21 protein-coding genes are annotated in these 24,965 nt (G+C 71.1%); 18 read left to right on the top strand and 3 right to left on the bottom strand.

Annotated features, from left to right (window positions below):
- Window positions 1-5: 5 nt before the first annotated feature.
- From ACR9E9_RS02710 to ACR9E9_RS02655, 12 genes are all read left to right on the top strand, one after another.
- Entirely contained in the window at window positions 6-824 is an 819-nt protein-coding gene (locus ACR9E9_RS02710; protein ID WP_435201441.1) for a PP2C family protein-serine/threonine phosphatase, read from the top strand.
- A 9-nt stretch (window positions 825-833) separates the two neighbouring features.
- On the top strand, window positions 834-2,456 hold the full coding sequence (locus ACR9E9_RS02705; RefSeq protein WP_435201439.1) for an FHA domain-containing protein: 1,623 nt from the start codon (window positions 834-836) through the stop codon (window positions 2,454-2,456).
- Window positions 2,457-2,463: 7 nt separating this feature from the next.
- Window positions 2,464-4,149 carry a protein kinase domain-containing protein gene (locus ACR9E9_RS02700; protein WP_435201437.1) on the top strand — a complete coding sequence of 562 codons (1,686 nt, stop codon included), beginning with the start codon at window positions 2,464-2,466 and terminating at the stop codon, window positions 4,147-4,149.
- Window positions 4,146-4,637, top strand: a complete 492-nt coding sequence (locus ACR9E9_RS02695) for a hypothetical protein (protein ID WP_435201435.1) — start codon at window positions 4,146-4,148, stop codon at window positions 4,635-4,637. The genes ACR9E9_RS02700 and ACR9E9_RS02695 overlap by 4 nt, the downstream gene beginning before the upstream one ends.
- Window positions 4,637-5,353, top strand: coding sequence for a hypothetical protein (locus tag ACR9E9_RS02690; RefSeq protein ID WP_435201433.1), 717 nt, complete (start codon window positions 4,637-4,639; stop codon window positions 5,351-5,353). The genes ACR9E9_RS02695 and ACR9E9_RS02690 overlap by 1 nt, the downstream gene beginning before the upstream one ends.
- A 78-nt stretch (window positions 5,354-5,431) precedes the next feature.
- Complete coding sequence (locus ACR9E9_RS02685) at window positions 5,432-6,772, top strand: hypothetical protein (protein WP_435201431.1); 1,341 nt, start codon at window positions 5,432-5,434, stop codon at window positions 6,770-6,772.
- Window positions 6,773-6,785: 13 nt separating this feature from the next.
- On the top strand, window positions 6,786-7,754 hold the full coding sequence (locus ACR9E9_RS02680; RefSeq protein WP_435201429.1) for an AAA family ATPase: 969 nt from the start codon (window positions 6,786-6,788) through the stop codon (window positions 7,752-7,754).
- A gap of 16 nt (window positions 7,755-7,770) precedes the next feature.
- Window positions 7,771-9,192, top strand: coding sequence for a DUF58 domain-containing protein (locus tag ACR9E9_RS02675; RefSeq protein ID WP_435201427.1), 1,422 nt, complete (start codon window positions 7,771-7,773; stop codon window positions 9,190-9,192).
- A complete protein-coding gene (locus ACR9E9_RS02670) occupies window positions 9,189-11,588 on the top strand; it encodes a transglutaminaseTgpA domain-containing protein (protein ID WP_435201425.1) in 2,400 nt (799 codons plus the stop codon). The genes ACR9E9_RS02675 and ACR9E9_RS02670 overlap by 4 nt, the downstream gene beginning before the upstream one ends.
- Window positions 11,585-15,997 (top strand): FtsK/SpoIIIE domain-containing protein, encoded by a 4,413-nt coding sequence (locus ACR9E9_RS02665; RefSeq protein WP_435201423.1) that lies wholly within the window; start codon window positions 11,585-11,587, stop codon window positions 15,995-15,997. Before ACR9E9_RS02670 ends, ACR9E9_RS02665 begins: the two co-directional genes overlap by 4 nt.
- 198 nt (window positions 15,998-16,195) lie before the next feature.
- Window positions 16,196-16,453: a WXG100 family type VII secretion target gene (locus ACR9E9_RS02660; protein ID WP_435201421.1), complete on the top strand. Its 258-nt coding sequence runs from the start codon at window positions 16,196-16,198 to the stop codon at window positions 16,451-16,453.
- 44 nt (window positions 16,454-16,497) lie between these two features.
- On the top strand, window positions 16,498-16,773 hold the full coding sequence (locus ACR9E9_RS02655; RefSeq protein ID WP_435201419.1) for a hypothetical protein: 276 nt from the start codon (window positions 16,498-16,500) through the stop codon (window positions 16,771-16,773).
- Between the two features lie 78 nt (window positions 16,774-16,851).
- On the opposite strand, the gene ACR9E9_RS02650 is transcribed toward ACR9E9_RS02655, so the two are convergent.
- The 3 genes from ACR9E9_RS02650 to ACR9E9_RS02640 form a co-directional block, all read right to left on the bottom strand.
- Entirely contained in the window at window positions 16,852-17,070 is a 219-nt protein-coding gene (locus ACR9E9_RS02650) for a biotin/lipoyl-binding carrier protein (RefSeq protein ID WP_435201417.1), read from the bottom strand.
- Window positions 17,071-17,243: 173 nt separating this feature from the next.
- The gene (locus ACR9E9_RS02645) at window positions 17,244-18,335 is read right to left on the bottom strand and encodes an inositol-3-phosphate synthase (protein WP_435201415.1); all 1,092 of its coding nucleotides are present in this window, start codon (window positions 18,333-18,335) and stop codon (window positions 17,244-17,246) included.
- Window positions 18,335-18,958, bottom strand: a complete 624-nt coding sequence (locus tag ACR9E9_RS02640; protein ID WP_435201413.1) for a PadR family transcriptional regulator — start codon at window positions 18,956-18,958, stop codon at window positions 18,335-18,337. The genes ACR9E9_RS02645 and ACR9E9_RS02640 overlap by 1 nt, the downstream gene beginning before the upstream one ends.
- 112 nt (window positions 18,959-19,070) lie before the next feature.
- Between ACR9E9_RS02640 and ACR9E9_RS02635 the strand changes: the two genes are divergently transcribed.
- The 6 genes from ACR9E9_RS02635 (at window position 19,071) to rplI (ending at window position 24,784) form a co-directional block, all read left to right on the top strand.
- Window positions 19,071-21,530, top strand: a complete 2,460-nt coding sequence (locus ACR9E9_RS02635) for a transglycosylase domain-containing protein (RefSeq protein ID WP_435201411.1) — start codon at window positions 19,071-19,073, stop codon at window positions 21,528-21,530.
- Complete coding sequence (locus ACR9E9_RS02630; RefSeq protein ID WP_435201409.1) at window positions 21,530-22,855, top strand: hypothetical protein; 1,326 nt, start codon at window positions 21,530-21,532, stop codon at window positions 22,853-22,855. Before ACR9E9_RS02635 ends, ACR9E9_RS02630 begins: the two co-directional genes overlap by 1 nt.
- A 159-nt stretch (window positions 22,856-23,014) precedes the next feature.
- Window positions 23,015-23,302 carry a 30S ribosomal protein S6 gene (rpsF, locus tag ACR9E9_RS02625; protein WP_435201407.1) on the top strand — a complete coding sequence of 96 codons (288 nt, stop codon included), beginning with the start codon at window positions 23,015-23,017 and terminating at the stop codon, window positions 23,300-23,302.
- A 69-nt stretch (window positions 23,303-23,371) separates the two neighbouring features.
- A complete protein-coding gene (locus tag ACR9E9_RS02620) occupies window positions 23,372-23,974 on the top strand; it encodes a single-stranded DNA-binding protein (RefSeq protein WP_435201405.1) in 603 nt (200 codons plus the stop codon).
- A 95-nt stretch (window positions 23,975-24,069) separates the two neighbouring features.
- Window positions 24,070-24,306 (top strand): 30S ribosomal protein S18, encoded by a 237-nt coding sequence (rpsR, locus tag ACR9E9_RS02615; protein ID WP_435201403.1) that lies wholly within the window; start codon window positions 24,070-24,072, stop codon window positions 24,304-24,306.
- A 31-nt stretch (window positions 24,307-24,337) separates the two neighbouring features.
- The gene (gene rplI / locus ACR9E9_RS02610; RefSeq protein WP_435201401.1) at window positions 24,338-24,784 is read left to right on the top strand and encodes a 50S ribosomal protein L9; all 447 of its coding nucleotides are present in this window, start codon (window positions 24,338-24,340) and stop codon (window positions 24,782-24,784) included.
- Window positions 24,785-24,965: the final 181 nt, after the last annotated feature.

Here is a 24,965-nt window from a genome sequence, read left to right as displayed (position 1 = left end):
GCGCCGTGGTCGACCCCGATGAGCTGCCCGGTCTCCTCCTGCGGGTCGGTGCCACCACCGACACGGGTCGGGTCCGTGCCCACAACGAGGACGCTGCCCTCGCCGAGGGCGGCATCTTCCTCGTCGCGGACGGCATGGGCGGTCACGCCGCCGGCGAGGTCGCCAGCGGCATCGCCGTGGAGACGATGCGCGACCTCGTGGGACGCGCGGACCTGACCACCGACGACGTCTCCCGTCAGCTCGTCCATGCCAACGAGCGCATCCTCAGCGCCGTCAGCTCCCACCCCGAGCGGACGGGGATGGGCACCACCGCGGCCGGTCTCGCCCTCGTCACCGCCGGCGGATCCGACCACTGGGCGATCTTCAACGTCGGCGACTCGCGGGTCTACCGCTCCATCAGCGGGAGCCTGACCCAGGTGACCGTCGACCACTCGGAGGTGCAGGAGCTCGTCGAGGCCGGGGTGATCACCCCGGCCGAGGCGCGCGTGCACCCCGCGCGCAATGTCGTGACCCGATCGCTCGGCACCGAGCACGCCTACCAGGCGGACGTGTGGGTCCTGCCGCCGTTCGCCGGCGAACGCTTCGTCATCTGCAGCGATGGCCTGACGAACGAGGTCAGCGACGACGTCGTGCGTGAGATCCTGCAGGCGAACCCCGACCCGCAAGCGGCCTCGGAGGAGCTCGTGCGCGCTGCGGTGGAGGCCGGGGGGAGGGACAACGTCACCGTCGTCGTGGTCAACCTCGACGGCGATGTCGGGGATGACCTGTCCGAGACGAGCCCACGAGCCGAGGCCACCGCACCCCGCGGTCGCCGCGGCGAATAAGGAGTGACCATGGAGACGCGGATCGAGGGCCGGGACGGCTGGATCGAGGTCACCCGTGCGGGCGTGCACGTCCTGACGAAGGGCGATGACGCCCTGCGCGAGCGCCTGCAGGCCGCCGTGGGCGAGGCGGGCGACGAGGGCCTCGCCGATGTCGTCACCGATGAGCTGACCACCGACGGGGTGCGACGCACCCCGGACTTCGCGATCGTCGACGAGGGCGCCGGCCGCGTCCTGGTGCGTGGCAGCGCCTCGGTGCGGCTCACCGGTGCCGATGGCACGGCCCGGGAGGTCGTGGCACCGGCTCGCGCCCCCTGGGCCGATGAGGACCTCGACGAGGGCCTGCAGTCCGCGGTGCTCGTGACCGGTGAGCCCGAGCCCCGGAGCGAGCCGGACCCCCAGCCGTCGGCGGGCGGATGGTCCCTGCCGTCGGTCTTCGGCGCCGCCGGGGCGGGTGCCGCGGCGCAGCAGCCGACGAGGCCCCCGCTCAGCGTGGTGGCTGATGACCCCGCAGAGCCCGACGCGGCTCCGGCCGTCGAGACCGACGCCCCCCGGGACGAGGATCGTGTCGGGGAGGAGGACGAGGAGCTGCCGAGCTTCGACTTCCTCTTCGGCAACACCAGCCGCCACCGCGAGTCCCTCGTCTCCGCTCTCGAGGCACAGGAGGAGGGAGAGGCGCCGATCGACGCCGGCCCGGTGGCTGCGGCCGGGGGCTACCAGGCACCGCAGGACCCCACCAACGCCACCCTCGCCCCGCCCGCGGAGGACGGGGATCACGGGGACGGTGATGCACCGGCAGAGCGGGAGCAGGCACCGGCCGACGGTGGGCCGATCTCGGCGGTGCCCGGCGGTCCGCCGCCCATGCCGGGCAGTGACCCCCTTTCCTCCGCTCCCGGGCGGGTCCAGGCCGCCCGGGACGACGCCACGGGCCACGAGCCGGGAGCGGGCTTCCCCCAGTTCACCGACGGTCATCTCGTGGGCAGCCGGGTCCCCGACGGCGCCGCGTCGCCGTCGGGCTCGGCCGGTGGCCCCGGTCTCCCGCAGCCGGTCGACCAGGACGGGATGATCTCCTCCGTGCCCTGGGGTGACGGCGCAGGGCCGGATCGGGGCTCCGACGCCGGGGGGCAGGCGACTCCCGACCCGGCCGGCGGCACCGGTGAGCTGCCGTCGGGGCCGATGGTCCTCGCCGTGCGCTGCTCGTCGGGTCACCACAACGCGCCCCACGCCACCCGGTGCCGTGTCTGCGGCCAGGAGCTGCCCAGCCAGCAGCCGGAGCAGACCCCGCGCCCCGCGCTCGGGCTGCTGCGCCTGTCGACCGGGGACGTCGTCACCCTCGACCGGGGCGTGCTGGTCGGACGCGCCCCGCGGGCCTCGACGGACGCCAGCGGAGCCCGCGCCCCCCACCTCGTGCGGATCGCCAGCCCGGACAACGAGATCTCCCGCAACCACGTGGAGATCGTCCTCGACGGCTGGCACGTGCTCGTGCGCGATCTCGGCTCCACCAACGGCACGACCGTGGCCCTTCCGGGGTCCTCGCCCGTGCGGGTGCGCCCCGGTGACCAGCAGACGATCGAGCCGGGGACGACGATCACGCTCGCCGATCAGGTCTCGATGGTCTTCGAGGTCACGGGATGATGCGTGAGTGAGTAGCACCCTCCCGCCCGACCTCGACGGGCTCGACTACGTCCAACCGCTGGGTTCCGGCGGTTATGCGGACGTCTTCCTCTACGAGCAGCAGATGCCGAGGATGAAGGTCGCGGTCAAGGTCCTCAAGACGGAGGGACTCACGCCGGCGATCAAGCAGCAGTTCATCGACGAGGCCAACACGATGGCCCAGCTCGCGGACCACCCGTACATCGTCCAGGTCTTCCGCGCAGGCACGAGTGAGGACGCGCGCCCGTACCTGATCATGAAGTACTACCCGCCGCCGAACCTCGCGCAGCGGGCCCGGACGGCACGATTCTCCGTCGAGGAGGTCCTCCGGACCGGGATCCAGCTCTCGAGTGCCGTCGAGACCGCCCACCGGGCGGGAGTCATCCACCGGGACATCAAGCCGGCCAATGTCCTCGTGAGCCAGTACGGCTCCCCGGGGTTGACCGACTTCGGCATCGCGGGTCGCGGTGGCGCCCTCGAGGAGCTCGACGACGACATCGGGGTCTCCATCCCGTGGGCGCCGCCGGAGGTGCTCTTCGGGCAGAGCAACGGCGATGCCAGGGCGGATGTCTACGCCTTGGCGGCGACCCTGTGGCAGCTGCTCGTGGGGCGCTCGCCCTTCGAGGTCCCCGGTGGGGACAACTCGGCGTATGCACTCATGCCGCGCATCCGCTCCAACCCGCCCCCGAGCTCGGGGCGGGCCGACGCACCGCAGTCACTCGAGCGGCTGCTCGCGCAGGCGATGAGCAAGAACCCGCTCGCCCGCCCGGCGAGCGCCATCGAGTTCGCCCGGAGCCTGCAGCAGATCGAGCAGGAGGAGCGCTTCTCGCGCACGGCGATCGTCGTCCTCGACGAGCTCGGCCACTCGGGGGACTCCGGCTCCCCGCCCGGCCGCACCCAGGACCACACCCAGCTGCGCGCCGGCTCCGGCCCGGCGTCGGGGCCCCGACCGACCACCGGCACGCCGCCACCCCCGCTGGGGCAGCCGGTCATCGGTGGGGGGCTCAGCGGCGGCCGCAGCATCGGTGGTGCGGCGCCCGTACCGATCGCCGACGGGGTGGCCCAGCGGCCGCGTCCGGCACCCGCCGCGTCCGGGGGCGGACCATCGGGCCCTCGGCCGCCGCAGCACTCCGGCCAGTCACCCGTCAGCTCCCCGCCGCAGGGACCGCTGCCGCCCGGCGCGGCCCACTCGGGCCCGCGTTCGTCACCGACGAAGGGCGCAGGTCCGCGCCTGTGGTGGATCCTCGGGGGAGTCCTCGCCGTCCTGCTCCTCCTCGGGGCCCTCGGCGCGGCGATCGCCCTCACCGGCGACGGGGGCGGCGGGACGGCCACCAGCAGCGGGGGGCGTGGCACGGACGGTGGTGGCGAGCTCACCGGACGTCCGAGCGTGACGGCACAGGCCGACGGTGAGAGCCTCGTCTTCACCCTGACCTACGACGACTTCTCCGAGGGAGATCGGTACGCCTTCAAGTACGCCCCCACGAGGGACAACTTCGGCCCGGCCACCGCCTACAGCGTCTCCGAGGTCACGGACGGCACCGGCACCTACCGGCTGCCCGCCCGCGCGGGGACGCAGCAGTGTGGCCAGGTCCAGGTCGTGCGGGACGTCGACTCCCCCGAGGAGCAGCGCTCCGAGTGGTCGGAGATCGTGTGTGCGACGGGCAAGGGCTCATGAGCCAGCAGTCACCCCCCCGTGGCCAGCCCGCGCCCCCCCCGCCACCGACGAAGGGTCTCGAGGTGGGTCTGGTGCCCTTCGTCGCGAGCATCGTGGGCCTGCTGCTCGTCGCGGGGGTCATCGGGGGGGTCGTGTGGTTCACCGGTGGCGGCGCGAGCGAGTCGGTGGCGACGCGGACCGAGGCGACCCAGCCGAGCGGTGCCCTCGCCGGCACGCCCGCGCTGACGATCGACTCGGACGGTGACGTCTTCACCTACACGGTCAGCTACGACCAGTACGTCGAGGGGGACGTCTACCTCATCAGGAAGGGCCCCGACGCCGAGGCGCTGGAGGGCGCCGAGCCGGTGCGCCTGCGCGGGGGCGAGACCGAGCACGTGTCCAATGTGGCCACGGGTCGACAGGAGTGCGCACGGGCGCAGGTCCTGCGCGGGAGCCAGTCCTCGCAGTGGTCGTCCACGAAGTGCGAGACGGAGAAGGGAGCTCGGTGATGACGGACAGCGCGGTCACGGTCGATTTCTGTGGAGAGTTCCACGAGGCCCCCAAGGAGGGCGTGCTGACGATCGGTCGTGAGGGTGACCTCGAGATCGACGACAACCCCTTCCTCCACCGGCACTTCCTCCAGATCAGTCACGAAGGCGGGTGGTGGTGGCTGACGAACATCGGGACGACCCTCACCGCGACCGTCGCGGACAAGAAGGGACTCTTCCAGGCCTGGCTCAGCCCCGGTGCCCGGATCCCCCTGGCCTTCGAGAAGGTCACCGTGTGGTTCACCGCCGGCCCGACGACCTACGACTTCGACATCCTCGTGGGCAACCCGAGCTTCACCTCGGTCGACCACGAGGTCCTGCTGCCGACGAAGAGCGGTGAGACCACGGTCGGGCGGGTGGCCTTCACCCCGGACCAGAAGCTGCTCGTCGTCGCCCTGTGCGAGGACTTCCTGCGTCGTGAGGGTGCCGGCCAGGGACAGATCCCGAGCTCCGCCGCTGCCGCGGACCGCCTGGGGTGGAAGGTCACGAAGTTCAACCGCAAGCTCGACAACGTCTGCCAGAAGTTGGCCGATGCCGGCATCCGCGGCCTCCACGGCGGGCCCGGCAAGCTCGCGAGCAATCGCAAGGCCCGCCTGGTGGAGCACGCCCTGTCCACCCGCATGGTCCTCGAGGAGGACCTCCTCCTGCTCGAGGACCCGACCGGGGCGGAGAGCTGACGAGGGATGGCCGACGAGGGGAGCGCGCCGGCGCGAGGGGCCCACGGCGGGCGACGGCCACGGTCGATGTGGGTGCGGATGATCTCGGGCACCGTCGTGTCCCTCCTCGTCGTCGTCGCCGGCATCCTCGCCGTGAGGGCGGAGGGTGAGCCGGTGCACGACGTGGCCCTGACCGACGGGAGCATCTGGGTCAGCGGAGGTCGCACCGGATACTGGGGCCGGGTCAACACCGGCTCCCACGCGCTCGACACGATCATCGACGGCGCCGGGAGGACCCCCGCGACGAAGGCCACGGAGGAGGTCGCCCGCGCGGACATCCTCCAGGACGGACGCCACGCCGTCGGCATCACCGGGGTGGCCGATGGGACGACGCAGGACCGTCAGCTCGTGGCCTTCGACACGACGACCGGCACCCCGATCACGGGCAACGCGACGCTGCCGGCCTCGCAGATCACCACCGGGGACGCGTACTTCATGCCGGACCTCGTGGCCCTGGGCGGCAACACCTTGGCCGTCGTCGACCACGCGAGCGGTGACCTGTGGGCGATGCGACTCGACCCCGAGGGCGGGACGGCGATCGATGGCCTCACCGACCGGGCCCCGCTCGAGTCCCGGATCGGCAGGGCGGCCGCCGTGACCGTGTCCGAGGACGGCGACATCATGGTCGTCTCGGCGGAGAGCGGCACCGTCGTCGAGGTCCCGGCGCAGGGCGAGGGCTTCGGCAGGGCGGAGCGCACCGACCTTCCCTTCGAGGGGAGCCGACTCGCCGACATCACCGCGGTCGGCGACCGGTGGGTCGTCCTCGACCTCGAGGAGGCCACGGTCCACGCCGAGGGGATGGAGCGTCCGCGCCCCCTTCCCGGTGGCGGCAGTGAGCAGGGTGGGGACCTCGCCATCGCGGCGCTGCAGCAGGCGGGGCCCGAGAGCCTGAGCGTCGCGGTCCAGACGATCGAACGCGCGGAGTACGTGGAGATCGACGAGGGCGCCACCTCGGGCAGCGACGCCGGCATCAGCTCCGGGCTGGACGGGAAGGGGGAGCGGGCGCAGTTCATCAAGGTCTCGCGCCCGGTGCTCAACGGCGACTGCCTCTACGCCGCCTGGGGCCGGGGCAACGGCGTGCTGTGGGGCTCGGCGTGCGGTGAGGCCGGCGCGGGGGTCTCCGAGATCGGGATCGTCGGTGATCTCGCGCGGCGCAGCGGTGTGGTCGTGCGGCGCAACCGTGGTCAGGTGATCCTCAACGACCTCGACACCGGGCGGATCTTCGACCTCGCGGTGACGGTGGACCCGCGGATCGACACCTGGCCCGGGGGTGCTCCTCGCGCAGAGCCCGCGCCCTATGTCCCTGACTACAAGAAGCGTCAGGGACAGCCACCGTCCTCGACGTCGGCCCCGACGAAGCCCAGCACCACGAGCGGATGAGGAAGCAGGAAAGATGAGCATCTCCCAGGAGCAGGCCAGCTGGTTCAGCCAGGCCTTCCAGCAGATGGTCGGCAACATCGACCAGGTCGTCCTCGGCAAGCAGCACGTCGTGCGGCTCGCCCTGACCTGCCTGCTGTCCGAGGGGCACCTGCTGCTGGAGGACTACCCGGGCACGGGCAAGACCCAGCTGGCCCGGGCCGTGGCCGCGACCGTCCAGGGGAGCAGCAGCCGCATCCAGTTCACTCCCGACCTGCTGCCCAGCGATGTCACGGGCGTGACGATCTACGACCAGCACAAGCAGACCTTCGACTTCCACCGGGGGCCGGTCTTCGCGATGATCGTGCTCGCCGACGAGATCAACCGCGCGTCGCCGAAGACGCAGTCGGCGCTCCTGGAGGTCATGGAGGAGGGCCGGGTGACCATCGACGGCACCACCCACGAGGTCGGTCGTCCCTTCATGGTCGTCGCCACGCAGAACCCCATCGAGCAGGCCGGGACCTATCGTCTGCCCGAGGCCCAGCTCGACCGCTTCCTCATGAAGACCTCGCTCGGCTACCCGGACCACGAGGCGACGGTCGCCGTGCTCGCGGACTCCGCCCGCCGGGACCGCACCAAGGGCCTGCGTCCTGTGGTCACCGCCCAGGTCGTGGGCGACATGGCCCAGCTCGCCGACCAGGTCCACATCGACGCCGCGATCCTCGCCTACGTCTCGCGGATCGCCGAGGAGAGCCGACGCCACCCCAACATCCGCCTCGGTCTGTCCGTTCGCGGGTGCCTGGCCTTCGTGCGCTGTGCCAAGACCTGGGCCGCCGGGCAGGGTCGAACCCATGTGGTCCCGGACGACGTCAAGGCGCTGGCGGAGCCGATCATGAGCCACCGCCTGCTGCTCAGCGCCGAGGCGGAGTTCGCCGGGGTGCGCACCACCGACGTCATCGCGAAGATCCTCGGCGAGGTCGCCCCGCCGACCGAGCGGGTGGCCTGATCCGGGACCTCTGCCGATGACCACCGGACGCTCCACACCACCACCCGAGGCTCCCCGCGGCCGAGGGCGGGTGCGCGACACCCCGAGCGCGCCCGTGGGGACGGCCGGCGGTGGTGAGGACCGCCTCGAGAGGATGGCGGAGTCGTCGAAGCTGCGGGCGACCGGCGCCAGGCGCACCGTCCGCCTGCCGGGCGCGCGCCTGGCCCACGCGGGGGCGTGGCTCGCCCGTGCCCTCCGCGGGGGGGCCGGCGCCTCGGACGAGCGGCCGCGCCGCCGGTGGTTCGGCGGCCGCCTCGACTGGGTCACCGGCCTGGGGTGGTCGCTCCTCGTCCTCGGCCTCCTCCTGGGGGTGCTCGGCGCCGTCCTGGGCTGGATCGAGCTGACGATCATGGCGGTCACCCTGATCGCCCTCGTCCTCGTCTGCGTCCTCACCTCGCTCGGGCGGCACGTCGCGGAGGTCGACCTCGTCGTCGAGCCGCTGCGGGTGGACATCGGCGACGTCGCCCGGGGGCACGTCGTCCTGCGCAATGCCACCCGCCGGACCATGCTCCCGTCGCTCGTGCGGCTGCCGGTGGGCGACCGGGAGGAGATCTTCACCGTGCCCCTGCTGAGGAAGGGGGGACGGTTCAGCACCGCGTTCCCGGTGGCCACGCCCACGCGTGGGGTCATCCCGGTGGGACCGCCCACGACCGTCCAGGGTGATCCGCTCGGGATCACGCGGCGCACGGTGACCTTCGGCGAGCAGCAGCTCATGCACGTCCACCCCCGGCGGATCGCCCTGGAGTCCGGGGCCCACGGCCTCCTGCGTGACCTCGAGGGCGAGGCCACGCCGGAGCTGTCGATGGCTGACATCTCCTTCCACGCCCTGCGCGAGTACGAGCCGGGGGATGACCGTCGGTACGTCCACTGGCGCTCCTCCGCCAAGCACGGTCGCCTCCTCGTGCGCCAGTTCCAGGAGACCCGGCGCTCACACCTCGGCATCGTCGTCGACACGGACCCGGCGATGTACACCGGACGCGAGAGGGACGTCGAGACGGCGATCGCCGCGGCCGCCTCACTCATGGTGCAGTCGATCGTGGACGAGCAGGAGGCGAGCGTCGTGTGCAACGACCGGATGGCCTCGCGTACGAGCGTGCCGCTCGTCCTCGACACCCTGACCACCGCCGGCGTCGGGCCGGTCGACCTCGTGCGCTCCGGCCGGTCCATCGTCCAGCAGGCCCCGGACTCCTCCGTCGCGGTGCTGTGCACCGGACCGGGACGCTCCTTCCTGGAGATCCAGCAGTGCCTCGGGGAGTTCGAGGTCGAGGTGCACACGGTGGCCGTGATCATCGACCCCGCCGGCCGCACCAGCCTGCGCCGGGTGCGCGGGATGAGCATCATCACGATCACCGAGCTCGAGGACCTCCAGCAGGTGCTCACCGGACTGGTGCCCGCATGAGCCTCATCGGCGCCCCGAGGCCGGGGATGATCAAGCCGCAGCCCACGGGCAGGGAGAAGGTCCGGGCCACGCTCGCGCGGTTGCGCCCCACCCGAGCGGTGTGGGTCGACGCGGGCTTCAGCCTCGCGGTGATGGTCTGCCTGCTCAGCGGGCTGCGCACCGTGATGTTCGGCTGGCAGTGGTGGTTGGCGGCGGCCGTCGGCCTCGTCCTCGGGTTCTTCGTCGGGCACATCCAGTCGACCTACCGCTGGCCGCTCGTCGCCACGGTCGCCCTCGGCGGTGTCCTCTACCTCGTCCTCGGCGGGCCGCTGGTCGTCCGGGACGACCTCAGGTGGGGCCTCCTGCCGACGGGGCAGACCATGAGGGACCTCATCGCCGGACCGGTCACGGGCTGGATGGACCTGCTCACCCTCATCCCGCCCGTCGACGCCCGCGGTCGCGTCCTCGCGATCGCCCTCGCCCTCTCGCTCGTGGGGACGGTGCTCGTCTACGCCACCGCCCGAGCAACCCGCTCCCGCTGGCGGCTGCTGCTGACGCCCTTCGCCCTGCTCGTGGTGATCATCGCCCTCGGGACCGACCAGCCGGCCGCCCGCTGGGTCCAAGGCCTCGTCCTCGGGCTGGTCCTCGCCGGGTGGCTCGCGGCCCGTGACCACCTCGACCCCGAGGTGGGGCAGCTGCGTCCCGGCGGAGGCCGCCCCGCGCTCTCCCGGGTCCTGTCCGGCACGGCGCTGCTGGCGGTCGCGGCCCTGGCCGGGGTGCTCGTCGGACCCGTCGTGCCCGGGTCCGCGCAGGACCGGCAGGTTGCGCGCACCGGGATCGTCCCCGGCCACGACGACACCGTGCTCGCCTCGCCGCTGAGCACCTTCCGCGAGTTCACCCGGACGAGCCCACGGGCCTGGTACGACACCCAGATCCTCCAGGTGGACGGGGTCCCGGGAAGGACCCCCCTGCGGCTGGCGACCCTGGACGCGTGGGACGGGTCGACGTGGGGCATCGCCGGCCGCGGCTCGGCGCGCTCGGACGCCGGACGCTCCTTCCAGCAGTTCGGTCGCCGGGTCGGTGTCCTGGCCGGCGGGTCCCCGAGCGAGGTGAGCGTCACCGTGCCCGAAGGGGGGTACAGCGGCCCCTGGGTGCTGACCACCGGTCGGGTCGAGGGCATCGAGTTCCGGGCGGAGTCGGCGGGGCGCCTGCAGGACGAGGCGTGGCTCAACCTCAGCACCAACACCGTCCTCGCCCCGCCCGGCCTGCAGCCGGGAGACCGGTACACGCTGCGCACGCGGCTGCCCCCGCTCGGCGCCCAGAACCTGCCGGAGGACCTCGCCGTGGCGCGGGGGTCGGTGGCGGTGCGCGGGGACGAGGGCTTCCTCGAGTCGCGCATCGCCGACTGGCGCGGCGCCACCGATGACCCGTGGGAGAGCTTCGTCGCGGTGGCCACCGCGATGCGCGAGGAGGGCACCTACACCGACGGCGCCCCGGCCACCCGCAGCAGGATGGTCACCGACAAGGAGCGCACGGGCTTCACCGATGACGTGCTGAGGTACCCGGCCGGACACGGCAGGGGTCGTCTGGACACCTTCCTCAACTCCTCACCGCTCGCGGGCAACGACGAGCAGTACGCGGCGACGCTCGCCCTCATCGGCAACCGGCTGGGCATCCCCACCCGCGTGGTCGTCGGGGCGATCTCCACCGACGACGGCAAGGTGCGCGGACGCGACATCCGGGCCTGGGTCGAGGTGAAGCAGGCCGACGGGACGTGGTTCCAGGTCCTGCCGCAGACCTTCAACCCCGGACCCGACGGACGCACGGCTCCCTCGACCGCGCCCGTGGAGTGGCAGGCGCCCCCGACCGAGCCGATCCCCGAGCCGCCGGCACCGGGGCCAACCGCTCCGGAGCCGGCCGTCGACTGGTCCTCCCCGTCGACCTGGCCGCTGTGGGCGCAGCTGCTCGCGGTCTTCGTCGGGGTGCCCCTGCTCCTGCTCGCGCTCACCCCCGTCGCCATCGCCGTCCGGCGCGCCACCCGGTTGCGCCGAGGAGGTGCGGACCGTCGGATCGGTCGGGCGTGGAACGACTTCGTGGAGGAGGCTCGCGTCCTCGGCCACCACCTACCCGCGAGCGGTACGCGCGTGGAGCAGGGAGCGGCCCTGGGACCCACCATCGACGCCGTGCCCGTCGCGATGCGCGCCGACTCCCTCGTCTTTGGTGAACGCCCACCGGACCCCGCGGGCGTGAGCGCGTGGCAACGTGAGCTCAGGGCCGCCCGGCGGCGGATGCGGCGGTCCGCCGGGATCGGATCGCGACTGCGGGCCGCCGTCGACCCCCGACCACTGTTCTCCCGTCAGGTCGACATCGGCCTGCACGACTCGACCACCGCCCCCTCCCGGAAGGCCCTGCGATGAAGCTGATGTTCACCCTGCGGGGGTCCAACGACCAGGACACCGACCTCGTCGCCACCGTCGACGGTCGCACGACGGTCGGTGACCTCGCCGAGCACCTCGTCCTGGCCGACCCTGAGCGACAGCGCAGCGGCAGCAGCTACCACGACCGCGCCGACCTCGGGCAGCACACGCTGGCCCTCGTCGACGAGAACTTCCGGGCGGTCGACCCCCACACGACCGTGCAGGAGTCCGGGCTGCGGTCCGGAGAGCACCTGGCGGTCACGCGCCGATCCTCGGGGTACGAGGACAGCGCCGCGCCGAGCGCGATGGCCGTCGTGACGTCCGGGCCGGACCAGGGCCGCGAGTACGCCCTGCAGCGGGGGACCTCGCACGTGGGCCGCGGTCGGGAGTGCGAGGTGCGCATCAACGACGCGTCCGTCTCGCGTCGCCACGCGAAGCTCCTCGTCGCCGACGTCGTCGAGGTGACCGACCTCGGCTCGTCGAACGGCGTGGTCGTCGCCGACGAGCGGATCGACCGGGCGATCCTGCGCGAGGGCGAGTCCTTCACCATCGGTGACACGACCTTCCAGATCTCGGCGAGGACCCGGGCCGCCGGTGTGACGACCACCGAGGCGGGTGATGTCGCCTTCACCCGGTCGCCGCGCATCGCGCCCGTCTACCAGGGCCTGCAGTTCGAGGTACCGGACCTGCCGGAGCGCGGCAAGCCGCAGCGGATGCCCCTGGCGATGATGCTCGTGCCGGTCTTCATGGGAGCGACCCTCTTCGCCATCACCCGTTCGCGCTTCACGATCATGTTCATGCTCATGATGCCGATGATGATGCTGGCGAACACCTGGGAGTCGAAGCGTCGCGTCCGGCTGGACTTCGAGGAGGCGATGGAGGACTTCCGCGAGGACGTCGGGTACCTCGTCGAGGACATCGAGGTCGAGCTCGACCGGGAGCACGACATCCGCCGGCAGGAGCACCCGTCGGTGCGCGAGTTCGGGAAGGCCGTCGCCGTCCACCACCCGCTGATGTGGACCCGGCGACCGGGCGAGCCCGGATTTCTCGAGTACCGGTTGGGACTGGGCGTGCGCCCGAGCCGCAGCGAGATCAAGCTGCCGAAGATGGGCCGGACCCGCGCGGAGGCCTGGCTCGAGGTCTCCACGCTCATGCAGGGCCTCGGGGTCGTCGCGGACGTCCCGGTGACCGCCCACCCCCTCCTCGACGGCGCCATCGGCGTCTCCGGTCCTCGGGAGTCCGCCCTCGGGCTGGCCCGCTCGCTCGTCGTCCAGACCATGTCGGCGCACTCGCCGGCCGAGGTCGTCATGTGCGCGCTCGGGTCGACGACGTCGGCCCGGGACTGGGACTGGCTCAAGTGGGTCCCGCACGCCTCGTCGCCGCAGAGCCCGCTCGACGTGCAGCAGACCGCGAGCTCCGGACCCAGCTGCTCGGCGGTCATGGAGCAGCTCGAGGGCCTCGTGGCCGCAGGCGCCGGACGCGGGAAGTCCACGGAGGCGAGCGGACCGGCTGTCGTCGTCCTCGTCGAGAACGACGCCCCCGTCGAGCGGGCCCGGCTCGTCCAGCTCGCCGAGCAGGGGTGGCGTCACCGCATCGTCGTCATCTGGGTCTCCCCGGTGACCGAGCAGCTCCCGGCCGCCTGCCGCACCTTCGTCGAGGTCGCGGCGACCGGCGAGTGCCAGGTCGGGTGGGTCGGTCCGGCCCAGGTGGCCGCGCCGGTGGAGGCCGACCTCATCCCGGTCGAGGAGGCCGTCGCCGTGGCGCGCGGCCTGGCGCCGATCACCGACTCCTCCGCCCTCTCCCAGGACGACTCGGACATCCCCCGCTCGGTCTCCTACCTCGCGCTCGTGGGCACCGAGCTGGCGACCTCCGAGACAGCCGTCATCGAGCGGTGGAACGAGAACCGGTCCATCCTCACCGGCCGCCACGCGCCACCGACCCGCAGCCGCAAGCCGGGCTCCCTTCGCGCCGTCATCGGTCAGTCCGCGATGGGCACCCACAGCGTCGACCTGCGCACCGACGGACCGCACGCCCTCGTCGGTGGCACCACCGGCGCCGGCAAGTCGGAGCTGCTCCAGGCCTGGATCCTCGGCATGGCGACGGCCAACAGCCCGCAGCGGGTGACCTTCCTCCTCGTGGACTACAAGGGCGGATCGGCCTTCCGTGACTGCGTCCAGCTGCCCCACACGGTCGGCATGGTCACCGACCTCTCCCCCCACCTGGTGCGTCGTGCGCTCGCCTCGCTGTCCGCGGAGCTGCACTTCCGCGAGCACCTGCTCGCCCGTTTCAAGGCCAAGGACCTCGTCGAGCTCGAGCGACGCGGCGAGGTGGAGGCGCCACCGAGCCTGATCATCGTCGTCGACGAGTTCGCGGCCCTGGTCCAGGAGGTCCCCGACTTCGTCGACGGCGTCGTGAACATCGCCCAGCGCGGGCGCTCGCTGGGGATCCACCTCATCCTCGCGACGCAGCGTCCCGCCGGCGTCATCAAGGACAACCTGCGCGCCAACACCAACCTGCGCATGGCCCTGCGCATGGCCGACGAGGACGACTCCAGCGATGTGCTCGGGACCAAGGATGCGGCCTACTTCGACCCGGGGCTGCCGGGTCGTGCGATGGCCAAGTCCGGGCCGGGCCGGCTCGTGCCCTTCCAGGCCGGGTACGCCGGTGGCTGGACGAACGACACCCCGCCGCCCCCGGACATGCTCGTCGAGACCCTCGCCTTCGGCGCGTCGGTGCGGTGGGAACTTCCGGCCACGCCGAAGGGGGAGGAGGACGCCGACCTCGGACCCACCGACATCCAGCGTGTCGTCGACACCGTCGAGCGGGCGCGGGTGGAGGCCGAGATCGACCTGCCCCGCAAGCCGTGGTTGCCCGAGCTCGGCGAGGTGTACGACCTGGCGAAGCTGCCGACGGATCGCCGTGACGACGAGATCGTCATCGGTGTCGCTGACAACCCGGACCTGCAGAGCCAGCCGACGATCTCCTTCCGCCCGGACGCGGAGGGCAACCTCGCGGTCTTCGGCGCCTCCGGAGCGGGCAAGAGCTCCTTCCTGCGCACGATCGCCCTGGCGGCCGGCTTCACGGTGCGCGGCGGACCGTGCCACGTGTACGGCCTGGATTTCGGCAACCGTGGCCTGGCGATGCTCGAGGAGCTCCCCCACGTGGGCTCGATCATCTCCGGCCAGGACGAGGAGCGCGTCAAGCGGTTGATCACCATGCTGCGGGAGACGATCGAGGAACGCGCCGTGCGCTACTCGAAGGCCAATGCCACGACGATCACCGCCTACCGCAAGCTCACCGGCCGCCATGACGAACCGCGGATCTTCGTGCTCGTCGACGGCCTCACCGCCTTCCGCAACGCCTACGAGTCGGCCGGCGCACTGATGAAGTGGCTCGACGCCTTCACCTCGCTCCTCGCGGACGGACGCCCGGTGGGCGTCCACTTCGTCATGTCGGTCGACGCTCGCAACGGGCTCCCGGTGGCCATGGGCTCGTCGGTGCAGTCGCGCTGCGTGCTGCGCATGACGACCGAGGAGGACTACGCCTTCGTCGGCGTGCCCAAGGACGTCCTCCACGCCGAGTCACCGCCCGGCCGAGGGCTGTTCAAGAAGCGCGAGGTCCAGGTGGCCGTCCTGGGCGGCACCCAGGACGCGTCGGAGCAGTCGCGGATGGTGCGTGGCTTCGCCGACGCCATGACCAAGTCCGGCGGGACCCGCGCCGAGCCGATCGCGTCCCTGCCGGAGATCGTGCCGGCCGCGCAGCTGCCGACCGAGGTCGAGGGGCTGCCGGTCATCGCGATGAACTCCGACGACCTCGCACCGGTCGCCATCGACCCGAAGGGGGGCTTCGTCGTCACCGGCCCTCCGGGCAGTGGCCGCACGACGACGCTGATCGCCCTGGTGCGCGCGGTGAAGCAGTGGCGGCCCGACGCGCAACTGAGCCTGATCACCCTGCGCCGCAACTCGGAGCTGCTCTCCCTCCCGGAGTTCGACGCGACGGCGACCCGTGAGGACGACGTCAAGGCGCTGTGCGAGACGCTCAAGGAGCGGGCCCTCGACGAGGGCTCCCCGCTGCAGATGCTCGTGGTGGAGCGGCTGGACGACCTCAACACCATGCCCTTCCAGTCCCCCTTGCAGGAGGCCATGAAGCCCCTGGCCGACAACGACCACTTCGTCGTCGGTGAGGCCGACCCCGCCGCCCTCAACACGAACATGGGCCTGCCGGGACTCGTCAAGGGGACGCGGTCCGGGATCGCGCTCGCGCCGGACGGAGGCGAGTCCTCGATGATCTTCAAGACGAACTTCCCGCCCCTCGCCCGGGTCCTCATGCCCGAGGGGCGAGGGGTGCTCGTGCGCCGGGGGAAGGCGGAGATCGTCCAGCTCGCGCTGCCCGAGGTCGCTCGCCGCTGATCGAATTCCATTGCGCTGCACTGCGATGGGTCCGCGTCCCGGTGCAAGGGGAGGAATGGGGAGTTCTCCCCATGTACCTGGGGGCCCCGCTTGCCTAATGTTGTCGTCAGTCGGGCAGGGGAATCGCCCGCAGGGATCCAGCAGACAGCGTCACAAGACAGCGTCACCAACCCGCAGGAGGACACGATGTGGCTCGGAATGAACCTCGAGACCGTCAAGGGCGAGCTGCCCAAGTGGCAGAACCTCGTTGAGGAGCTCGACGGCATCATCAACAACGTCAACACCCAGGTGCAGGCCGCGAACGAGGCCTGGAACGGCGCGGACTCCGAGAAGTTCGTCTCCGAGTGGGAGGGCCAGCACCGCCCGCAGCTCGAGAAGGTCAAGGGCCTCATCAGCGACCTGTGCAACCAGCTGCAGTCCGACATCTCCCAGCAGACCGAGACGTCGGCCGGCTGAGCCGCCCCACCACATCCACAGACGAGACCTAGAGGAGATTCGACATGGCAGGCAATCTGACCGATGGAATGGACACTGGCAGGGTCCGGGAGATCGCGGGTCAGCTGACGACCCAGTCCGGCAAGGTGGGCGAGGTGAGCCAGAACGGCACCTCGCAGGCCGGCACCCTGAGCGAGAACTGGCAGGGCTCTGACTCCGAGCAGTTCCAGAGCGAGTGGCAGGCCGCAGCCAAGTCCCTGCAGGCCGCGCAGGACTCGCTGGCGGAGTACTCCAAGCGCGCCATGATGCAGGCCGACCAGCAGGACGACGCGTCCGCCTGATCACGCAGGAGCCGCGACGGGCGGGGACGACCACGGGTCGTCCCCGCCCGTCGTCGTGCTCGGGGGCAGGGGGATCCCTCAGTCGTCGATGACGACGAGGACCTCGCCCTCCTGGACGACGTCCCCGGCGGAGACCTTGACCTCGGCGATGCGTCCGGGGGTCTCCGCCAGGACGGGGATCTCCATCTTCATCGACTCCAGGAGGACCAGCTCGTCGCCCGCGGCCACCCTCGCACCCGCGTCGACGTGCACGGTGAGGACGTTCGCTACGAGCTCTGACTCGATCCTGTGACCCATGACACAGAGGTTATCCCGCCCGGGGCCCGGGACACGACGGAGGGTGGGCCCTCGTTGCCTCGGGCCCACCCTCCGTCGCTTCGGTCAGCGCTCCTCCGGTCGTGATGGAGGAGGCTTCCCTGCGCTCACCCGGGCGGACCCTCGTGCCTCGGGCCCACCCTCCGTCGCTTCGGTCAGCGCTCCTCCGACCCAGCGATGAAGGCCTCGAGCCGCACCCGGCCCTCGGTGTCCTCACGCTGCTCCGGCGGGGACTTCATGAGGTAGGAGCTCGCGGAGAGCAGGGCGCCGCCGATGCCACGGTCCTTGGCGATCTTCGCTGCGCGGATGGCGTCGATGATGATGCCGGCGCTGTTGGGCGAGTCCCAGACCTCGAGCTTGTACTCGAGGTTGAGCGGGACGTCCCCGAAGGCGCGGCCCTCGAGACGGACGTAGGCCCACTTCCGGTCATCGAGCCAGGCGACGTAGTCCGACGGGCCGATGTGCACATTGCGGTCGTTCGTCGTGCCGGCGAGCGATCCCTCGAGGTTGGAGGTGACCGCCTGCGTCTTGGAGACCTTCTTCGACTCCAGGCGCTCGCGCTCGAGCATGTTCTTGAAGTCCATGTTGCCGCCGACGTTGAGCTGGTACGTGCGGTCGAGAGCGACGCCGCGCTGCTCGAAGAGCTTGGCCATGACGCGGTGGGTGATCGTCGCGCCGACCTGGCTCTTGATGTCGTCGCCGATGATCGGCACCCCGGCGTCCTCGAACTTGCGCGCCCACTCGGGGTCCGAGGCGATGAAGACGGGCAGGGCGTTGACGAAGGCGACGCCGGCGTCGATCGCGCACTGCGCGTAGAACTTGTCGGCCTCCTCGGAGCCCACCGGGAGGTAGGAGACGAGCACATCGGCCTCTGCGTCCTTGAGCGACTGCACGATGTCGACCGGCTCCGCCGGCGACTCGTCGATGGTCAGCGCGTAGTACTTGCCGATCCCGTCGAGCGTGTGTCCGCGCCGGACCTCGACGCCGGTCGTCGGGACGTCAGCGATCTTGATGGTGTTGTTCTCGGAGGAGTTGATCGCCTCGGAGAGGTCCTTGCCGACCTTCTTGTCGTCGACGTCGAAGGCGGCGACGAACTCGACGTCGGAGACGTGGTAGTCGCCGAAGGTCACGTGCATCAGTCCTGGGACGGTCCCGGCAGGATCGGCGTCCTTGTAGTACTCGACTCCCTGCACGAGCGAGCTCGCGCAGTTACCGACGCCGACGATGGCGACGCGGATTGAACTCATCAGTTCTCCTTGGTGGGGGGCGGGGTTGGGGGGTTGAAGGCGGGGTGGCTGGGATCGGCGAGGGTCCCCGGACGGGCCGGGGGAGTCTGTCGCTCGGTCTCCAGGAGCTCCTCGATCCAGCCGAGGGCCCGTTCGGTGGACTCCTCCTCGTGGAGGTGAAGGGCGTCGGTCCAGCGGTCAGCCAGTGCAGTGCCGGGCCGGTCGGCCCGCATCGCGGCGAGGCGCTCGGAGAGCCGGGCCCGCCGTCCCTCGAGGATCCGCAGGCGCGCCTCGCGCTCGGTCCGGGAGAAGAAGGTCAGGCGCACGTCGAAGGCATCGTCCTCCCAGCTGTCGGGGTCGCTGCGCCGGGCGAGCTCGGTGAAGGCCGCCCGGCCCGCATCGGTGAGTGCGTAGGTGATCCGCTGCCGGCGGCCGGACGTGCCGCTGCGGGTGGACTCGCTCCGGTCGGTGCTCACGAGGTCTCGCCCCTGCAGGCCGGCCAGGCACGGGTAGAGGGTGCCGAAGGACAGCGCGCGGAAGGCGCCGAGGCGCGAGTTGAGCCGGCGGCGCAGCTCATAGCCGTGCATGGGTCCCTCGTGGAGGAGTCCCAGCACGGCGAACTCGAGCATCTCGCGGCGGCGCACCCGAGCAGAATACTCGATGTATCGAGTGGATATGTCGAGCATCGTCACACCGCGTGCCGGGAAACGTTCATACTGGACGCGCTGGACCCCCACGTTTCCCTGAGGTGCCCCCATGGCCGATTCCCCGCGCACGCGACCCGACGCCCGTCGGCGACGCCGAGGTGCGTCCGCCGGTGCCGCCGGCGCCCGACGCTCGACAGCACGCGGGAAGAAGCGCGGCCCGCGCCGGATCCTGCGCCGGGTCCTCCAGGCCGTCGCCGTGCTCATCGCCCTGGGCGTCGCCGGCGTCGTGGCGGCCTACCTCCTCATCGACATCCCCAAGCCCAACGATGCCGCCGTCTCCCAGGCCTCCGTCCTCTACTACTCGGACGGCGAGACCGAGATGGACCGGATCGCGACGGTCAACCGTGAGTCGGTCGACCTCGACGCGGTGCCCGAGGACGTGCAGCGCGCCTTCCTCGCCGCCGAGGACCGTTCCTTCTACGAGAACCGGGGCATCTCCCCGAAGGGCATCTTCCGAGCGGTCAGCGGGGCGGTGCGCGGTGCGGACCGCGGCGGTGGCTCGACCATCACCCAGCAGTACGTGAAGAACTACTTCCTCACCCAGGACCAGACGCTGTCGCGCAAGGCCCGGGAGATCCTCATCTCGGTGAAGATCGACGGCGAGCTGAGCAAGGACGAGATCCTGGCCAACTACCTCAACACCATCTACTTCGGCCGCGGTGCCGACGGAATCCAGACGGCGTCGCAGGCCTACTTCGGCAAGGACGTCGAGCAGCTCGACGCCTCCGAGGGGGCGGTGCTCGCGAGCGTCATCCGCGGTCCCTCCCTCTACGACCCCGCGCTGGGCGAGGAGCAGACCGAGCGGGCCACGACGCGATGGAACTACGTCCTCGACGGGATGGTCGAGAAGGGTTGGATGACACCGGCGGAGCGGGAGAAGCAGACCTTCCCGAAGACCATTGCGCCGAAGCGCTCGCAGGCCAAGGCCACGGATGTCGGCTTCATCACCGAGGAGGTGCGCACCGAGCTGCGGCAACGTCTGGACCTCTCGGACGCGGCCATCGACCGTGGCGGCTTCAAGATCGTCACGACCATCGACAAGGACGCCCAGAAGGCCGCGGTGAAGGCGGTCAAGACGCACCGCCCGACCGGTGAGCGCACCTCCGACCTCCACATCGGACTGGCCTCCGTGAAGCCCGGTGACGGCGCCATCCGGGCGATGTACGGCGGGGACCGGTTCGGGAAGGGCAAGTACGGCTACTTCAACGCCGCGGTCGACGGCAAGATGCAGGCCGGTTCGACGATGAAGCCCATGACGATGATCGCGGCGCTGCGCAAGGGTATCCCGCTGTCCACGACCTACAGCGGTGCGAGCCCGTACTACAACAAGGCCTTCATCTACGACGGCGCCGATGCCTCGGAGATCCAGCAGGGCGGTGGCATCGTCAACTTCGACAACGCCTCCTTCGGCCCGGTGAACATGACCACGGCGACCCAGAAGTCGATCAACACCTACTACGCGCAGCTCAACCTCGCGGTGACGCCGAAGGCGACGGCGAAGTCGGCCAAGGACGCCGGGGTCGTGGGCTGGAACGGTGACAAGCGGGTCACGCTCCAGTCCGGTCCCGGCAATGTGTTCGGCACCGACGCCGTCCGCGTGGTCGACATGGCCAATGCCTACGCGACCATCGCCGCCGAGGGGCGCAGGGCCCAGCCGTACTACATCTCGAAGGTCACGAGCACGGGTGAGTACGACCTGGACTACACGGTCACGAAGGACGTGCGGCGGGCCTTCCCGCAGGACGTCGCCCGGGACGCCATCCAGGCGATGAGCCACGTCGACCAGCCCGGGGGGACGGGGTACCCGACCGTGGCCGACCTCGGGCGCCCGGTGGGTGGCAAGACCGGGACGACCTCGGACAACTACGCGGCCTGGTTCGACGGCTTCACGCCGGGCCAGCTGTCGACGGCGGTCGGGATGTACAAGGGCGATGGTTCCTTGGTGAAGAAGAACCAGCTGGTCAATCTCGGTGAGTACGGGGAGGTCACCGGTGGCACGGTGCCGGCCAGGATCTGGACGGACTACATGATCGGGGCCCTCGACGGGAAGGCGATCAAGAAGCTGCCGCCGCCCGGTGACGTGAAGTACCGACCGCAGACGAGCTCACCGTCGAATGCTCCGGCACCGATCACGACGACGCAGGAGCCCGCGCCCGAGCCGACCTCGACGAGTGAGCCGACCTCGACGACAACCACGACCCGTGAGCCCTCCTCGACCTCCTCGTCCAGCTCCTCGTCGACCTCGACCTCCTCGAGTTCCTCCAGCTCGTCATCGACCTCATCGACCTCATCGACCTCGACGAGCTCCTCGTCGACGAGCAAGCCGACCTCGACGAGCACCCCGCCGCCGACGTCGAGCACGACCAGGACCACACCGCCCTCGACGTCGAGCACGACCAGGACCACGCCGCCGGCGACATCGAGCACGCCTCCGCCGCCGTCGTCGTCGTCGACCTCGAGACCGAGTCTCACCCCGGGCGGCGAGACCCGCCGGGAGAGCACGAACTAGTGCCGACGGAGAGCGTTCCGGGCGACCTGCTGCCGCAGGAGGCGAGCCCGGTCATCGGTGGGCGTCTGGGGCGGCGGGCGGCGCCACGGGAGCGCTCCCTGCGTCATCTGCTGCCGCTCATCGCCGCCATGGTCCTGCTGCCCATGGCCGGCGCCGTGGTCCGGCAGGGGCACTGTGTGCGGCAGGGCTGGAACGGTGACGAGCAGTTCTGGCGCGGCTGCTTCTCCGACCTCCCGGCCCAGTACCAGCTCGCAGGACTGGACACGGGACTCGCCGGGTGGCTGACCACGGGTCGCTCCCCGGAGCAGATGCCCCTGATCTCGGGGCTGATGGCACTGCTCGGCGGGTTCGTTCCCACCGGTAGCGACTGGCTGGACGCCTCCCGGTGGTACATGTCGATGTGGACGCTGCTCCTGGCCGTGTGCGCCGTCGTCGGTGTGTGGTGCGTCGCCCGGTTGCGCCCGCAGCGACTCGATCTGGCGACCCAGCTCGCCCTGTCCCCGATCTACGTCGTCGCGGTCCTGCTCTCTGCCGACCTCGTCGTCGTCGCCCTCGTCCTCGCGGCGATGCTCGCTCGAGGACTGCGTCGCCCGACCCTCGCGGGTGTCCTCCTCGGCCTGGGGATGGCCGGGCACGCCTGGGTCTCCCTCGTCCTCATCGCCCTGCTCGTCTCCGCTCGCCGATTCGGCTACCGCGAGGAGGCGCGGCGCACGGCGGTCGTCGCCGCGGCCACCGTCGCGGCCATCGCCGCAGTCCTGCTCGTCGTCGCGCCCGAGGTCGTCACCGGGCCGCTGGTGACGTGGTGGGGCCAGAAGGCCGGCTACGGCGCGGTGCTGATGATCCCCGAGCTCGCGGGACATCCCCTTCCCGGCTGGATCGCGCGCGGTGTCGCCCTGGTCGGGTGGCTCGGGGCGATCTACGCCGCGTGGCTCATGGCCAAGCGGGCCTGGCGCCCCGCGACGTGGGCCCAGGTCGCGGCCTTCGCCGTACCCGTGGTCGCCCTGACCGGGACCTCGGTGCCCGTCCAGGCCGCCCTGTGGGTGCTGCCGCTCGCGATCCTCGCCGGGATCAGCTGGCGCACCCACCTGGGCTTCGTGGCCGTCGAGGCGGTCCACGCCACCGCTTTGTGGATGCACATCGGGGCCGCGTCCGATCCGGACAAGGGCCTTCCGGGCACGTGGTACGCGATCGTCATCCTCGGTCGGGCCATCGCCTGGTGCTTCCTGCTGTGGAGCGTCTGGTACACGCCGGTGGACAACCCGGCCCCCCGTCCACAAGCTCCCGCTGACCCCGCACCGCGTCCACAGGAGCCGGCCCGGGGCTGACCGGAGCAGGCGCTCGCGGCACGCTTTGGTGCGAAGGGAGTGCAGCGGATAGCCTTGCCCCGTCCCCGGCCCGTCGTTCCGTCGGGCGGGACCGATGCACCAACCCTCCTGTCACGGAGAGACCGTGACCGCACAGACCGAAGGAGGCGGGTTATCAGCATGCGTCAATACGAGCTCATGGTCATCTTCGACCCGGAGACCGACGAGCGGGCCGTCCAGCCCCTGCTCGACAAGTTCCTCACCGTCGTCACCACCGATGGCGGCAGCGTGGACAAGATCGACCACTGGGGTCGTCGTCGTCTCGCGTACGAGATCAACAAGAAGGCCGAGGGCCTCTACGCCGTCGCCAACCTGACCTGCACGCCGGAGACGAGCAAGGAGCTCGACCGTCAGATGGGTCTGTCCGAGCAGGTTCTGCGGACCAAGCTCATGCGCGTGGACGCCTGAGGCGTCCCACCCGGTCTGCCGGTCCCCGGCGGACTCACCTGAGACGATCACCGATCGAGAAGGAAACCCATGGCAGGCGAGACCCCCATCACCGTTGTCGGAAACCTCACGGCGGACCCGGAGCTGCGCTTCACCCCGAGCGGGGCGGCAGTGGCCAACTTCACCGTGGCCTCGACCCCTCGCACCTTCGACCGTCAGACGAACGAGTGGAAGGACGCGGAGACGCTCTTCATGCGCTGCTCCGTGTGGCGTGAGGCCGCAGAAAACGTGGCCGAGTCGCTGACCCGAGGCGCCCGTGTCGTCGTGACCGGCCGCCTCGTCTCCCGGTCCTGGGAGGACAAGGAGACCGGCCAGAAGCGTTCGGTCATGGAGATGCAGGCCGACGAGGTCGGCCCGTCGCTGCGCTATGCCACGGCCAAGGTGACCAAGACCCAGCGCAACGGCGGTGGCGGTCAAGGTGGCGGTGGCTGGGGCGGTCAGCAGGGCAACGTCGCCGGCGGCTCGTCGCCGGCAGGTGGTCAGCAGCAGAACGACCCGTGGTCGACTGGTGGCCAGCAGGGCGGCGGCTTCGGTGGCGGCCAGCCCGGCGGCGGTCCTGGTGGGCCGGCGGCTCCTGCGCAGGGTGGCGGTGGCTGGGGCAGTGCCCCCAGCTACGACGAGCCTCCCTTCTGATCGATCTCTCTCGCTCGGGTCCGCCCGAGCACTGAACACATCCCCATCCCGAGGAGCACCCTCGGGCTCTCGCCCACACGAAGGAGAGCACCACGATGGCCAAGCCCGTAGTGCGCAAGCCCAAGAAGAAGGCCAACCCGCTCAAGGCGGCGAAGGTCGAGAACATCGACTACAAGGACGCGAACCTGCTGCGCAAGTTCGTCTCCGACCGCGGGAAGATCCGCGCCCGTCGCGTCACCGGCGTCTCCGTCCAGGAGCAGCGCCGCATCGCGACGGCGGTGAAGAACGCCCGGGAGATGGCGCTTCTGCCCTACTCCTCGTCCACCCGCTGATCCGCGGCCGCGAAGAACACAGGAGCGTCACATGAAGGTCATCCTCACCCACGAGGTCTCCGGCCTCGGTACCGCCGGTGACGTCGTCGACGTCAAGCCGGGATACGCCCGCAACTTCCTCTACCGTCGCGGTCTGGCCGCGGAGTGGACCAAGGGTGCGCAAAAGCAGGTCGACGCGCTCGCTGCCGGCCGCGCTGCCCGCGCCGTGAAGTCCCTCGAGGAGGCTCAGTCCCTCAAGGGCAACCTCGAGGCCCAGCAGGTCACCGTCTCGGCCCACGCCGGACAGAGCGGTCGCCTCTTCGGCGCCGTCACCAGCCGCGAGGTCGCCGAAGCCATCGCCGCCGGTGGTGGTCCGGACATCGACCGCCGCACCATCGAGATCCCGACGCCGATCAAGAACGTCGGCTCCGCCGAGGCCCTCGTGCACCTGCACCCGGAGATCCAGGCGAAGATCACCCTCGAGGTCGTCGCCGGCTGACTCGGCCCGACCCACGAACGCAGGGCGCCTCCCACCTCGGTGGGGGCGCCCTGCGTCGTGGCCCCCGGTGGCATCTCCCGAGGTCGCGATGACCCGTCCAGGTGCCCCGCCTGTGGGTAGTCCTCCCCATGTTCTCGGGGTGGGTCAGACCGTAAGATTCCGGTCAACACCACTCCAGGGG

This window comes from Janibacter sp. GS2, from assembly GCF_051200835.1.
GTDB lineage: Bacteria > Actinomycetota > Actinomycetes > Actinomycetales > Dermatophilaceae > Janibacter.
This window is presented reverse-complemented; position numbering and strand designations above follow the sequence as displayed.

Bases quoted from the DNA above. Each gene is read 5' to 3' on its own strand.
- ACR9E9_RS02705 (WP_435201439.1), top strand. From the start codon at position 834: ATGGAGACGCGGATCGAGGGCCGGGACGGCTGGATCGAGGTCACCCGT.
- ACR9E9_RS02695 (WP_435201435.1), top strand. From the start codon at position 4,146: ATGAGCCAGCAGTCACCCCCCCGTGGCCAGCCCGCGCCCCCCCCGCCA.
- ACR9E9_RS02690 (WP_435201433.1), top strand. From the start codon at position 4,637: ATGACGGACAGCGCGGTCACGGTCGATTTCTGTGGAGAGTTCCACGAG.
- ACR9E9_RS02685 (WP_435201431.1), top strand. From the start codon at position 5,432: ATGATCTCGGGCACCGTCGTGTCCCTCCTCGTCGTCGTCGCCGGCATC.
- ACR9E9_RS02680 (WP_435201429.1), top strand. From the start codon at position 6,786: ATGAGCATCTCCCAGGAGCAGGCCAGCTGGTTCAGCCAGGCCTTCCAG.
- ACR9E9_RS02675 (WP_435201427.1), top strand. From the start codon at position 7,771: ATGACCACCGGACGCTCCACACCACCACCCGAGGCTCCCCGCGGCCGA.
- ACR9E9_RS02670 (WP_435201425.1), top strand. From the start codon at position 9,189: ATGAGCCTCATCGGCGCCCCGAGGCCGGGGATGATCAAGCCGCAGCCC.
- ACR9E9_RS02665 (WP_435201423.1), top strand. From the start codon at position 11,585: ATGAAGCTGATGTTCACCCTGCGGGGGTCCAACGACCAGGACACCGAC.
- ACR9E9_RS02660 (WP_435201421.1), top strand. From the start codon at position 16,196: ATGAACCTCGAGACCGTCAAGGGCGAGCTGCCCAAGTGGCAGAACCTC.
- ACR9E9_RS02655 (WP_435201419.1), top strand. From the start codon at position 16,498: ATGGCAGGCAATCTGACCGATGGAATGGACACTGGCAGGGTCCGGGAG.
- ACR9E9_RS02650 (WP_435201417.1), bottom strand. From the start codon at position 17,070: ATGGGTCACAGGATCGAGTCAGAGCTCGTAGCGAACGTCCTCACCGTG.
- ACR9E9_RS02645 (WP_435201415.1), bottom strand. From the start codon at position 18,335: ATGAGTTCAATCCGCGTCGCCATCGTCGGCGTCGGTAACTGCGCGAGC.
- ACR9E9_RS02635 (WP_435201411.1), top strand. From the start codon at position 19,071: ATGGCCGATTCCCCGCGCACGCGACCCGACGCCCGTCGGCGACGCCGA.
- rpsF (WP_435201407.1), top strand. From the start codon at position 23,015: ATGCGTCAATACGAGCTCATGGTCATCTTCGACCCGGAGACCGACGAG.
- ACR9E9_RS02620 (WP_435201405.1), top strand. From the start codon at position 23,372: ATGGCAGGCGAGACCCCCATCACCGTTGTCGGAAACCTCACGGCGGAC.
- rpsR (WP_435201403.1), top strand. From the start codon at position 24,070: ATGGCCAAGCCCGTAGTGCGCAAGCCCAAGAAGAAGGCCAACCCGCTC.
- rplI (WP_435201401.1), top strand. From the start codon at position 24,338: ATGAAGGTCATCCTCACCCACGAGGTCTCCGGCCTCGGTACCGCCGGT.